This window comes from Reticulibacter mediterranei (assembly GCF_016587455.1).
Genome location: NZ_BNJK01000001.1, coordinates 7,779,962 through 7,792,461, shown reverse-complemented (window position 1 = coordinate 7,792,461; position 12,500 = coordinate 7,779,962). Strand labels below are relative to the sequence as shown.

At 50.9% G+C, this 12,500-nt stretch carries 9 protein-coding genes; 6 read left to right on the top strand and 3 right to left on the bottom strand.

The genetic code is table 11. The features are described 5' to 3' along the window. The first annotated feature begins 10 nt into the window (after positions 1 to 10). From K3T83_RS33340 to K3T83_RS33325, 4 genes are all read left to right on the top strand, one after another. On the top strand, positions 11 to 781 hold the full coding sequence (locus K3T83_RS33340; protein WP_236065038.1) for a hypothetical protein: 771 nt from the start codon (positions 11 to 13) through the stop codon (positions 779 to 781). Beyond that, positions 778 to 1,788, top strand: a complete 1,011-nt coding sequence (locus tag K3T83_RS33335) for a DUF3102 domain-containing protein (RefSeq protein WP_220207232.1) — start codon at positions 778 to 780, stop codon at positions 1,786 to 1,788. Before K3T83_RS33340 ends, K3T83_RS33335 begins: the two co-directional genes overlap by 4 nt. Further along, on the top strand, positions 1,769 to 3,799 hold the full coding sequence (locus K3T83_RS33330; RefSeq protein WP_220207231.1) for a MarR family transcriptional regulator: 2,031 nt from the start codon (positions 1,769 to 1,771) through the stop codon (positions 3,797 to 3,799). Before K3T83_RS33335 ends, K3T83_RS33330 begins: the two co-directional genes overlap by 20 nt. 129 nt (positions 3,800 to 3,928) lie before the next feature. Beyond that, the gene (locus K3T83_RS33325; protein WP_220207230.1) at positions 3,929 to 4,306 is read left to right on the top strand and encodes a PQQ-binding-like beta-propeller repeat protein; all 378 of its coding nucleotides are present in this window, start codon (positions 3,929 to 3,931) and stop codon (positions 4,304 to 4,306) included. A gap of 7 nt (positions 4,307 to 4,313) precedes the next feature. Here K3T83_RS33325 and K3T83_RS33320 read toward each other — a convergent pair. Further along, positions 4,314 to 5,902 (bottom strand): ISNCY family transposase gene (locus K3T83_RS33320; RefSeq protein ID WP_373324546.1). Its coding sequence is split into 2 segments (ribosomal slippage): positions 4,314 to 4,928 and positions 4,931 to 5,902, totalling 1,587 coding nucleotides; the frame shifts between segments, so codons are not numbered across the junction. Positions 5,903 to 6,057: 155 nt separating this feature from the next. On the opposite strand from K3T83_RS33320, the gene K3T83_RS33315 reads away from it, so the two are divergent. Continuing rightward, a complete protein-coding gene (locus K3T83_RS33315; protein ID WP_220207229.1) occupies positions 6,058 to 6,459 on the top strand; it encodes an outer membrane protein assembly factor BamB family protein in 402 nt (133 codons plus the stop codon). Between the two features lie 77 nt (positions 6,460 to 6,536). Here K3T83_RS33315 and K3T83_RS33310 read toward each other — a convergent pair whose 3' ends face one another. After that, positions 6,537 to 7,520: a LacI family DNA-binding transcriptional regulator gene (locus tag K3T83_RS33310; RefSeq protein ID WP_220207228.1), complete on the bottom strand. Its 984-nt coding sequence runs from the start codon at positions 7,518 to 7,520 to the stop codon at positions 6,537 to 6,539. A gap of 125 nt (positions 7,521 to 7,645) precedes the next feature. Between K3T83_RS33310 and K3T83_RS33305 the strand changes: the two genes are divergently transcribed. Beyond that, entirely contained in the window at positions 7,646 to 8,893 is a 1,248-nt protein-coding gene (locus tag K3T83_RS33305) for a DHA2 family efflux MFS transporter permease subunit (protein ID WP_220207227.1), read from the top strand. Between the two features lie 691 nt (positions 8,894 to 9,584). Here the strand turns inward: K3T83_RS33305 and K3T83_RS33300 are convergent. Beyond that, a complete protein-coding gene (locus tag K3T83_RS33300; protein WP_220207226.1) occupies positions 9,585 to 11,993 on the bottom strand; it encodes a tetratricopeptide repeat protein in 2,409 nt (802 codons plus the stop codon). Positions 11,994 to 12,500 lie beyond the last annotated feature (507 nt).

Below are 12,500 nucleotides of genomic sequence, written 5' to 3'. Positions count from 1 at the left end.
GGAGATCAGTATGCAAGAACTATGTTTAGAGCAACAGAACACATCTAACCAGCCGCTCACCCATCTCACAGAGAGTATCCCAGCAGTATCACACATAGCTCCATTTGAGCAGAAACTCCTCGAATGCTATGCTGAACGGATTGCTCTCTCAGTGCGACGGGCCACGAATTTTACCCAGAGCTTGCTGCAACAACACCTCGCGCCTGATATCACGCTCTTGAACCGACGCGGACAACCTCTGATATTACATGGCAAAGATATCTGTAACGAGGGAACCTGGCGCAAATTTTTAACCGCTGCCACACTCGCAACGCCGCAACTCTGTTCGCTGGTAGAGGGGACCGAGACCATTACTCGCCGCTACCGATCCTGGCTCCTCACCTCCTATACTCAGCGCTACAAGAATCTGGTTCAGCCAGCGCACCTTACCTGGTTTCATCACGTGACACGCCTTGCCGTTATCTGGCACATCATGGAGGCCAAAGCACAGCATTCTGCATTTGTCGATCCCTGGGTGGCCCAGGAGATGGAAGCGCTCGAAGCATTGGGGACACTCGCTACCGAGGTTGCAAAAGCTATTCATCATATTGTGAAAGAGCCAAAAGAAGAGGCTCCACGTCTGCTTGAACATCTCTATCTCGTTCACGCGGCTGAAATGACACGTCCGCATCTGGCTCCCCAACCCCTCCCTGCGCTCCCAGAGGGTATGCATCCACCTCTGGCATTGTTGCCGAAAGGCGAGCAAGAACAAATGGGATTACCAGAGGAGACAGCGCAATGATGCAGGAGGAGACCCTGGACCTCTGGCAGGCACAAGACCAGCCCCAGGCCACCTTTGATTACGCAACTCTTGATGGCGAGACACGTGCATTTGTCCAACAAAAAGCTGAAGAAACACATACCTACCTGAAACGTACTGCTGAAGACATTGTTCAGGTCGGGCAGAATTTACTAGCGGTCAAACAACGTCTAGGTCACGGCCATTTTATGGCCTGGCTTCAGGCCGAGTTTGGGATGAGCTATCATACTGCGCTCAACTGTATTCGGGTAGCTGAACGATTCGGCGGCAAAGTTAGAACCGTTCTAACTTTGCCGAGCAAGGTTCTATATCTCCTGGCTCAACCCTCAACCTCAGAAACGATCATCCAACAGGTAGAGAATGGCGTCCTTCCCCCCAATCTGGAAGCAATTCGGGCAGCGCGTGAAGCAGAACGGCTGGCAAAAGCGGAGGCAGAGCAAGAGCGGCGCACGGCCTCATTGTGGCAAGAGGAACTGGAAGCGATGCGCGCTCGCGCTCAACAGGAACAAACCGATCTCCAGAAGCAGATAGATACCTTGCACACGGCAATGAAGCAACGTGTAGAAGCACAGATACAAACCAAAGAGGTCGTGCCACCAGCTATCCAGGCCCAAGTAGAGGCGCTGCAACAGAAGGTGACAACCCTGACCCAACAACGTGACGCGCTCTCCAAACAAGCAGAGGTGCTAGGAGCACAGGCGAGGGAAGCAGCCATCCATCAGGATGAAGAAGCAACCCGGGGAAGGCATATGCGTTTGCAGTGGCGCACAAACGCCGAAGAAGCGTTGCAGGCCATCTCACGCCTGCTTATCCAGTGGCCCACTCCACTGGATGCCTATCACTTTGAAGAAGGGGATTGGAGCAAGCTCGCCCAGATCGAAGAGCAGATGGAGCGGCTCCAACAGGCCTCCCTTCAACTACGCCAGACAGTCGAACGGACCGTGATAGCTCAGAACGAAAGGGAACACGATGCCTGCACTCCAAAGTGAAACACATCTGGAAATGGTGCAGAGGGAAAAGAGACAGGAAGAACAGCTCACTCAGCAGGAGTATGAGCTTCTGCGGTGGCTCCTCCATTATCCATTTTTACGGCTCGCTGATCTTGTATTTCTCTGCAACAAGAGGAGCCGGGCCAGCCTGTATCGAAGTCTTGCCCATCTGAAACAACGAGGATGGATAGAAGCAGTGACACCAGTGGCACTGGGACAGCAATCATGCGCCTTCTACTACCTGAGTAATCAAGGACTCCATCTCGTTGCAGACAAGCTGGGAGTTGATCCCGCTCAAGTAGCAGGAAAGTCAGGAGCCGACGAACGAGGACTCTTACGTCTCCTGCCGCGCCTTCGCTCTTTGATGCTGCTTCAGACCTTTCTCTGGGATCTCTGTTTCTCGGCCCCTGACCACCTCACCTACCAGGGTCAACGGAGCGCTATTGCCTGGCATTGGACACGTGACTATACCTATCACATCCACCATCAGGAGCACTCTTTTCCTTGCACCATTTCTCTGCTGTTGGTCTTGCGTATGCGTCCGATGGTTCCCCACTATCCTGATGCCTTCCGCGAAGAAGCGGCTGGGCCGCAAGCAAGAAGCAAGGAGATCTGGTATAGTCTGCACATCCTGCTTGACGCGCCACTCCTCGATACACGTGCGATTCAGAGCAAGCTCAAAGCACTGTGTCTGGCTCGTGCAGCAGCGCTCTCCTTCACGTTTCCTCCAATCCTCATCCTGGTCGCTGCTCCTGAACGTCTCACGCTCTGGCATGCAGGAATGAGACGGCTACTGGAGACCGAAGCATTCCCACAATTACAGGCAGCGCTGGCTGTCGTGGCACATGACATACCTCTGTCTTCTGTGCAGAAAGATGTCTGGCGCTGGCCCTGGCAACGACTGGGAACGCAAGCACCCTGTCATCTTCAAGATCTCCTGATACCCAGTGCCGCCGAGCGTCTCCCTCCTGACGCCCTCGCTGCGTTAGAAAGCAGGCAAGAACAGACCCGCACGCAAGCCCTTCCGTCCCGGCAGCCTGTCTCTCGCACTCCAATGCGGGGACGGCTGGTGCCAGTTGTGCGCGGACAATTTATGCAACGTGTAGCAAAGGCAATCCATACACAACAGGTGCATGCCCTTCCTCTCTCACTCGCTTGCTTGAGCCTCACAAACCGAGAAGTGAGCCTGCTTCTTCAGCTTGAACGCGCCCCTGCGGCGAGTCCAGAAGAGCTAGCAGCCTGGGAAGAACTGCTTCCTTCGTCTGTGGCACGGACACTTTCCCAAATGGCCCAGAAAGGGTGGGTCCGTTCAGCAAATGATCTCCTTCCTGCTTCAGTTGAACGGCGGAAACAGCGGTATATCCTCTCGAAGCAAGGTATCTATGCGCTGGCACGAATCTTCCATCTCCCCGTCAAACCCCAGACGGTCATGCTCTCACTGTCAGCAGGCCGGGAGGAATGGGTTCCACGTCGGGTTGCAGCACTCGTTCGGGGGCAACGCTGGCATCATCAGATCGGTCTCTACACCTTTTTTGCCCAGCTCGCATGTGCAGCCAGTGCTCAATCCGATCTCCGTTTGCACTGGTGGAGCCTGGAGCAGGGAATACGTCGCTATCAATGGAACGGAGCCACCTATCTCTTCCATCCTGATGCAACTGCTGAAGTGGGAAGAGAAGGACAGGTCCAGCGCTTCTGGCTAGAATATGCCGGAGGCGATCCATCAGTGAGGGATTTCACACGGACGCTCTCCTCCTATGCCGCCTATCTGCGCTCAAAGGTCTGGATGTCGGAGCAACGCCCTTTGCCAGCGTTGTGTTATCTGGTGTCTGGTCCAGCCCAGGAACACCGCCTGGCACGCGTCGTTGACAAAGGGCAGGCAGCACTGGCTGGCTACCATCTGAGAGTGACGACGATTGAACGTATACAGGACGCGGGAGTGCTGGCTCCGATCTGGTTGCCTCTCTTACCAAAGAGAGAGGCCACTCGACGGGTAAGCCTACTCGATCTCTAAAGGAAGGCTCTTTGTCCAAATGCCTCCTTCATCGATCCGTCATCAAAATCGAATCGAGTTACTGATCAGAATATAAAGAAAGGAATCGGGCCTCGTTCTATAGAGACGAGACTCACCAGAATAAGCACTATGCTTCTACAAAATAATCCTCATGACAGGAAAAAGATCCCCTGGCTACGATTGACGCTCTTTGTGCTTCTGTTAGCCATAGGGAGTGGCACCCTCCTCATCTTGCACCCACTACAAACACATGCGATAAAACACTATCTGTTGTCAGGCAAGACAGTTTTTGCCTTTGAGGGAGGGCGCAAGCTCTGGCAGCGCACCCTGCCAGGCTTCAATTCCTCTTTCCCCTCGACGCTCCTGATTGAAGACCGCCTCTATATCGCCGCTGGCCCCGTTTATGCGCTTGATAAAGAGACGGGCAAGATCCTCTGGCAACGTCACATCCCCCTCGTCGCCGCATTTTTTACTCAAGAGCAGATTGCCACCTCGCTTTTTTCATGAACGGCAATCATGTCTGGAGCAAGCGAGCTTCGATCTGAGCCAGGTAAACGAGCGGGTCTTTGCGGAAGCGGAATTGTCGCCGCCGCGCCTCTTCCCGATAGGTCAAGCGCTCGCGGACCTGACGCCACAGATGATAGTCCCACAGACATAACTCTTCAGCGGTGTAGTGATGCAGACGTGTGGCAAGAGCAGCAACAACGCGAACGGAGCCGCGTACCACCAGGCCCGGGATGGCTCCGCGCCGTCCTGTTGCCCGTCGCTCGTGATGCCGCACAGCCCCGAAACATTGCTCTAAGTCGTTATTGGTGCGTGGCAGATCTGCTAGATCGTAACAGTGAAAGAGGCCAGGTGCGAAGCTCGCCGTCACTTTGAGGAATTGCTCGATAGCGGAGGCTAGAGACCCCACGGTCGCTTTGTGATCAGCCATCTCTTGCAGGAGTGCATCATATTGAACACGTACCTGCGTAGCAGACCCGTTCTCATGGTTGTTCAAGATATGAACGGCCCGATGGACCCAGTGGTAGGCTTGTTCAATAGGTGCCCACAGAACCTCCGTTTTCTGCAACCCTCGCTTCAGCAGTCGATACAGTTCATGAAGTGAAGGTGGTAAAGCCCCTTTTTTTCCTCGACCCGTTGGATGGAGTCGTGGATCTGTTGCAATCGGTCGTGTAATCGAAGGCCATCAGCACACAAGGGAGGATGTCCATCATCGGTGAGGGCACTACGCACCGCCAGACAGTAATCGCGAATCGCTTCAGCTTCACCGTCAGTGCGTGCTTCCAGTGCCCGTTCAATGGGACGAATGCCGCGCACGTGTTTCTTCAAGACGGTTTTGGCGTGACGGTCCGCCTCAAAGATCGGCATGGCTGCATCGCGCAAGTAGTGGAACTGACAGAGTTGATGGGCAATGTCGGGAAAGACGAATGCCACCGCCTCACGAATGGTTTCCTGCCCATCGGAGATGATTGCACGCACCGGCACCGGGAGCTGGTTCTCTACCTCTCGCAGCAACATAACGATATCGCCGCCTGTACTACTGAGAAGCGGGCGAGCCAACAGAATTTCTTCTGACAAACAATCGCGAATGATCCACAAGACTTCATGACCGACATCGGGTTGTAACCCGTCAATGGCAAGAATGACACTTCCTTGTTGCTCAAGCAACTGGGTAAGTCGCTTCGCGTCCGCTAGACGAACGGCGACTAGTTCCTCATAGCGTTGCAGCAAATTCAGAACAGTTCGTTCGGCGATCCGCAGGCCCCGACTCAGCAGGTGCTGGTGGATTTCCGGGACGCTGCGGTGATCACGAAAACGCAATGCCCCTATCAATGCAATCACGTCCAGACCAAACTCACCATGTGGCAAGGCCCAGCTTCCCTCCATTTCCGGGCGATAGGGCTGATGATACCGGGGGCAGGTGCGTCTCTGACAACGCCGCACAACCAGGTGCAAACAATATCCACCGTCCAACTTCGTGATCGCACGATGGGTATGGTAGGCGACGTGGGCTGTGGTCCCGCAAGCCGGACACAGAGAGGTCAGCGGAGTTAAGAGCACCTCGGAGAAGCCTTTCATAGAGCGTTGTGAGCGAGCCATCCTGCATCTCCTCTCAGGCTTGGGAAAGAAACGGGTCTTTTGCTTTTCACATCCATTTCTATTCTACCATATCATACATTTCCCTATCTTCATATCCTTTTTACGGTTTCTTGACTGCCATCGAAGCTCGCTTGCTCCAGACATGATTGCCGTTCATGCTTTTTTGGAAGGAAGGCCGCCTCTATGTCGAGACGGACGCGCAGCGTCTGGTGCGACTTGATCCACAAACTGGAACCATCCTATGGGAATATGCCAAAGAAGAAGCAGAGATCTCGCCTCCAGCCTTCTCTTCCAGAGGGGATGTGGTCTACGTGCTCACGCGCCAGCAGATCGGGTCGTCTTTCTATGAAGTGACGGCTATAAGTGCAGGCAAGCGTGAATTGCTCTGGCAACAACATTTCGTCGTGCCAGCTCAGTGGGAAAAGCTGGAGACTCCAGTCGTGCAAGATGAACTATTGTTGGTTCCACTAGGAGAGAGGGTTGTTATCTTGCACGTAACAGACGGACATTTGCTTTCTTCCTCGACACAGCCGCAAGAAGATATTCGTCGCCGTTAAGCTGCTTCGAACATCTTGAGCCACCCTGCCTGAGTCCGACCTCACAAAAACGGCTGATTTCCAGTACGGTGAGAATGTTATGCAGACGCACGTGTGATAAGCGTCAGCGTCTTTTGTGCCTTCCAGGAAACGGATTCTCCACGACTCAGAGCAACAATGGCTTCGATGAGTGAATCAAGCCCGGGTTCATTGTGGAATGCAATGGTCGTCAAGGCGGGAAGGCTCCATTGGGCAAGCGGAATATTATCACATCCCACCACTGCAGCCGTGAGAGGGACAGCGATGTTCTCATCGGCCAACGCCGCAAGAGCAGCAAAGGCAACCTCATCATTATAACAACAAATACCCCACGGTGAGGGGCTTTTAGTGAGCGTGTCCTGTAACACCGCTCGTGCTTCCTCACGTGAAGAAGGGAGCACACAAAGCACTGGTTCCACACATTCCCCTTGCAGGCAGGCTTGCTGTACCCCGAGAAAACGATAGTGAGAAAGTCTTTGCACATCCTTGCGCTCAGAGGCAAGAAAGAGCAAGGAACGTTTGCCAGACTGGATCAGATATTGCGCCTGCATGTTCCCGACCTGTTCTTCTATCCGAGCATCTCCTAAGAGATGAAGAATCGGTGCATGAAATGGCTGGAGAAAATCAGCAACCAGCGGATCGGTCTGGTCGGCGTAAGAAAGCAGAACGCTGGGGGTGATATGGGCTGATGGGTGCATCGTTCCCATTTGGGGATGGACCCCCACATAGGAAAGCAGTGTTAAATCATGCAGTGCCAGCCTCTGCTCAAGCTCCTTCAGAGAGCGGGAGAGTGCCGGATCAACCTGTTCAAAGGGCAAGACCGCCAACACCAACTGGCTCCGACCCGAGCGCAGGAGACGTGCTGGAGCAAAAGGACTATAGCCAAGCTCCCGGGCAGCCTGGAGAACACGCTCTCGCGTCTCTAGCGGAATCGTCTGGCGTGGATCATTATTTAACACATAACTGACCGTCGCTCGCGAAACGCCACAGGCTCGCGCAACATCAGCACTGGTAATCCGGTGCGGCCTCGATGCCTTTTCCATGAGAATCGCCCTGTTCCTTGACCCGTTTCTTTGCTCTCGATTATAATGAGCTTACACGTATAAGTCAAGGCTTCTATTTCAGGCTCCTTTCACTTATACGTGTAAGTACAAAAGAGGAGTTTTCCATGCACGCGCTCTCTCGTTTCCGGCTCGCTTACAAGTGGCAGGTTGCGCTGACTGTTGCCCTGGGCATGCTCATGAGTCTGATGGATTCAACCATCGTCAACATTGCCATTCCTCAGATGCAACGAGCTTTCGCGGCCAATCTTCATGATATCCAATGGATTATCACCATCTACATGATCACACAGGCGATGGTTATTCCCCTGGCTCCCTCCCTCACCGCACTTCTGGGAGGAAAACGAGCGTATGTGTGGGCATTATGTGCCTTCTTACTGGGATCTGTGCTCTGTGGATGTGCCTGGAATCTTCCTTCCCTCATCGTTTTTCGTTGCTTGCAGGGAATTGGAGGCGGTGTCTTGTTGCCGATGGTGATGATTCTGCAAATGCAAGCGTTCCCCTACGACGAGCGCGGACGAGCAGGGAGCGTCATGGGCCTGGCCTTGATGGTCGCCCCTACGCTTGGCCCGTTTCTGGGCGGCTATCTGGTTGGTTCCTTTGGCTGGCAATGGGCCTTTTTTATCAATGTTCCCCTCGGAGCGGTTGCGGTTGCCTTAGCTCAACGAATCTTGAAGCCCATGCAAGGGCAAGCTGGAATACGCTTTGATAGAAGCGGTTTTCTCACCTCTGCTTGTGGGACGGCACTGCTTCTGTATGCAGCTCCAGACATGCTCGCCAACGGACTCACCACCAGCAATACGTTCTTGCTTGTGGGCAGTTTCATCTTCCTGACGCTTTTTGTAGCTCTTGAACGACGACGTATCCGACAGGGCCAGATGCCCTTACTGGATCTTCGTCGTTTCTCCGATCGTACCTTTACGTTTAGCGTCCTCACTCAGATTCTGGTCTTTTTTGTCTGGTTTGGAGTGCTCTTTCTCCTTCCTATTTACCTCCAAACCCTGCATCAGCAAACGCCCCAGCAGGCAGGAATCATCCAGGGAGCCATTTCGCTGGCGACACTGATAGTTTTGCCCTTTGGAGGATGGGTTGCTGATCGTCTCGGTCCACGCACCGCTGTCATTCCAGGCTTGCTCCTGCTGGCATGCGCTCTTGCGGCGCTGATGATGCTGGCGTTAGATACTCCGATCTGGATGCTGGTCTGCCTGTTTCTCTTCTTAGGTGCTGCCAACGCCATGACCAATCAAGTCGGAGTGTCCGCCTTATCACAGATGAAGAGGGAAGAAGAACAGGCGATTGCGAATGCTTCGACGCTGCTTTCTGTGTTGCGCGCTGCTGCGGCCCCCTGGGTGTAGCTATCATTGCCAGTTTTGTCCAGATACGAAGCCAACAGTTTCAGCAAACGCTCTCCGAGCAGGGTCTCTCAAAAGTGGTCCTGCTGCGGCAAAGTGAACTTTTGGCACTCCATGACAGTTTCTCCTGGCAGCATTCCTGATCCTGATCGCCTTCGGCACCATGTGCTGTGTCCCTCGCTGACAAAGCAGCAAGGAGAGCTAACGGCATTGTTGGCCGAAGACCCAGGAGGGGTCACTCAATGGGCAGGCGATGAACGCCTCACCGTATGGCCCTTCGCACGATACCTACGCCCACCTGCTCCCGACGCTCCATGAGGAGGCAATCAACCGCCTGGACGATCTGCTGGCGAATCGCGGCTAAATGTGTGCGAGCTGGTTGCTGCCAACGGGGCGAAAACCGCTCAAAGAAGAAGAGATTGGGTAAAATCCTTGTAAAGCGTTTTACTAAAACGTTTTCTCTCATCTATTCCAGTCTACCGAAGTCCATTTCGAGCATAAAATACCAAGGCAACGCCTATGGAAGAGCAAGAAAATCTGCTGATGTCTATGGGCGTTGCTGCCCCGGTTGCTGCCCGGGTTTCCCAATAAAGACAGGTAGAAGGCTCCCCAAAGCCATCATGGTATAAAGAAAAAGGGTTCTTGGTCTCAGTTGTTTAATTTTCTAAGTGATAAATCTGAAAACTTGAGTTTATCAAGGCCATTTTTTCTTTTCTCCTGCATAATGTTGGTAACGTTGCAATATAGCAGCTACCTCAGGCATATTCTGCCAATCATGAAAATGTGTTAAGATCTCTCGAATGATTGCGTCAACCGTCTCAAGATTGTCTTGTGAGAGTGCAACATCTACCAATTTGAGTTGTCGTTTAACCATAGCCGGCTCATCACCTAAATCACGGGCTATGACAATGCTTTCTGTAAAGAGTTGCTTCGCCTGGTCATAGGCTTTTTGTGATAGCGCTACATCTCCTAAATAACTTAGTGTTAATGCAATTAGAGGTTTAGTACCCAACTCTTGGGCAAGTTTAAAACTTTCTTCGGCAAACCCACGTGCTTGAATAATATTCCCCTGGCTTAATTCTATTGTCACAAGTGTTGTTAGAATACGTGCTGTGGTTTCTTTATCTAATAATTTCTGTGAAAGGGCCAGACTTTCTTTCAGAGATGCATATGCTTTTTTCGTATCTCCCTGATAATGCATGTAACGTCCAAAACTTTCTAATGCGTTAGCCAGCGTCCAAGCATCGCCTGTTTCACGGGCAACTTCCACACTCTCTTTAAGTAAGTGTCCCGCTGCGGTTATTTCGTTTTGCCGGTATAAGACCCACCCCAGGCCACTTAATGCCCCGGCTAAGTTTTGCTTATCAGCCAGGTCACGAGAAATAGCTACACTTTCTTCTTGCAATGTGCGTGCTGTGGTAAGGTCTCTAAAGCGGTAAGCAAGATGTCCTGCACGGCGCAATACCTTAGCGCGTATCGCTTTGCTCTCTGAAGTTTGTGGCAGAGCTAGTGTGGCTCTGAGCCATTGTTGTTCTTCGGTCCAGTAGCCGCGTAAGCCACAAAATTTACCGAAGGCTTCGCAGAAACGCAACGCAAGTCCAGTTTCTTTATGCGTGACCAACCATTCTAACGCGGCCCGTAGATTTGTTTGATCCTGCTCCAATTGTTGCAGCCAAATGTCTTGCTGTGGTCCTGTAAGATAAGAAGCTGCTTTTTCTGCAATATGCAGGTAAAAAATAGCATGCGACCTCTGGCTTTCCTCTAGCTCTCCATCTTTCCGCAGACATTCCAGCCCGTATTTACGTATGGTTTCCAGCATCGCAAAACGTGGATTCACACTTCCCCAATCCGTACATTGCAACAAACTATTCTCTAGAAGGACAATAACTCTATTCACAATATCTAATTCTGAGTGTTCTCCAGTATCAAAGAAGGCTTCTATGGTATCCAATGAAACGCTGCCAGTAAAAACAGAAAGATGGCGGAAGAGCCATTTATCCTGTTGATCCAGTAAATCGTAACTCCACTTTACTGTGTTATACAATGTTCGTTGGCGCTCAGGAACCGTTGTGACATCATTCCTTAAGATACGCAAGCGTTCTGGGATGCGGATACGTGCTAAGAGCGCTTCAGGAGCAAGCCACTTAATACGAGATGCTGCCAGTTCAATAGCGAGTGGAAGCCCATCTAAATGTGCGCATAGCTCCACAATCGTATCGACATTCTCTCGTGTCATGGCAAAGGTTGGCTGGACAGCCTTTGCACGTTGTACAAAAAGAGCAATAGAGTCATAACGCATAAAATCTTCTGGATTTAGTGACTGGGTGCTTTTTGGTAATGGCAAAGGAGAGACCATAAAAGTATCTTCATCATATAAATGAAGTGCAACACGACTGGTGATCAGGACCTTTAAGCGCGGACAAGGGTCAATGAGATCCTCTATAAGAGGTGCAGCTTCTAACACATGCTCAAAATTGTCGAGGAACAAGAGAAACTCTTTATCATGCAAAAAGTATTGTACTCGCTTAATAAGTGGTATTGATTCATGTTCACGAATGCCAAGTTCCTGCGCAATGGTTGAAAGTACCAGGTTAGGGTCGCTAATCGATTCAAGCGAAATAAAACCCACTCCATCAGAAAAATCATCGCTTACTTGCGTAACAACCTGTAAACCTAGACGTGTCTTGCCTACCCCACCAGCACCAAAAAGCGTAATAATATGTTTATTGGATTGTTTTAATAAGCCGCAGAGCCTTTCAACTTCTTGCTCACGCCCAATAAATGAAGTAAGAAAATGAGGAATTCTGGAAAGCATTTCGCTACGCTGATTATCCTCCACCGCAACAACAGGCAATTCAATCTGATCTTGTGCAGAGGAAGCGAGCCCCAACTCTTCTAGACTCAATTTAAAGACAGTAGATAATTTTTGGCGATAAAATGCAGAGGGGAAAGAGACTCCACGCTCCCAACGACTCACCGTACGTATGTCGGCAAGGTCAATACGTGTCGCAACATCCTTCTGTGTCCATCCATGAGATTCCCGAGCTTTCCTTAGTTTGGTGTTAGGCATAACCTTTTTGGTAGGGACATCTTTTTTATTCATCGATGAATAACCTCCAGACATGCTCTATATATCACACATGGTTAGATGTAATTAAAAATATAGTGAATCATTTATTCCACAATTGTAGAGCTTTGAAATAGTGTCTGACATTTAGCTATAACGTTTTTTCAAATAACCAGATTGAATCACATTTATATAACAAAATACATTTAGCAACTATCATTGCTAAATACACGGTGAACTGAAATAAGTATACTCTGTATGTTTAAATTTTTCCATAGTAGATAACATAGCAATCACTTTTTTGCTACTCACCTATAAGCTCGCCCACTACTTGCCCACATTGCAGCTTTTTGCCGATAAAGCTCGCCCACTACTTGCCCACATTGCAGCTTTTTGCCGATAAAGCTCGCCCACCTGTGCTCACCTCTATACTTCTTTTTCATTGTATACTTGGCATGGATAGATATATATTGATCATCTTTAGAACAATGATGGTTAGAAAAAGACAAAATGAGCAGTGGAGAAATTTATGAAATTTGTACA

Coding starts and splice junctions, on each gene's coding strand:
- K3T83_RS33340 (WP_236065038.1), top strand. CDS start 11: ATGCAAGAACTATGTTTAGAGCAACAGAACACATCTAACCAGCCGCTC.
- K3T83_RS33335 (WP_220207232.1), top strand. CDS start 778: ATGATGCAGGAGGAGACCCTGGACCTCTGGCAGGCACAAGACCAGCCC.
- K3T83_RS33330 (WP_220207231.1), top strand. CDS start 1,769: ATGCCTGCACTCCAAAGTGAAACACATCTGGAAATGGTGCAGAGGGAA.
- K3T83_RS33325 (WP_220207230.1), top strand. CDS start 3,929: ATGCTTCTACAAAATAATCCTCATGACAGGAAAAAGATCCCCTGGCTA.
- K3T83_RS33315 (WP_220207229.1), top strand. CDS start 6,058: ATGCTTTTTTGGAAGGAAGGCCGCCTCTATGTCGAGACGGACGCGCAG.
- K3T83_RS33310 (WP_220207228.1), bottom strand. CDS start 7,520: ATGGAAAAGGCATCGAGGCCGCACCGGATTACCAGTGCTGATGTTGCG.
- K3T83_RS33305 (WP_220207227.1), top strand. CDS start 7,646: ATGCACGCGCTCTCTCGTTTCCGGCTCGCTTACAAGTGGCAGGTTGCG.
- K3T83_RS33300 (WP_220207226.1), bottom strand. CDS start 11,993: ATGAATAAAAAAGATGTCCCTACCAAAAAGGTTATGCCTAACACCAAA.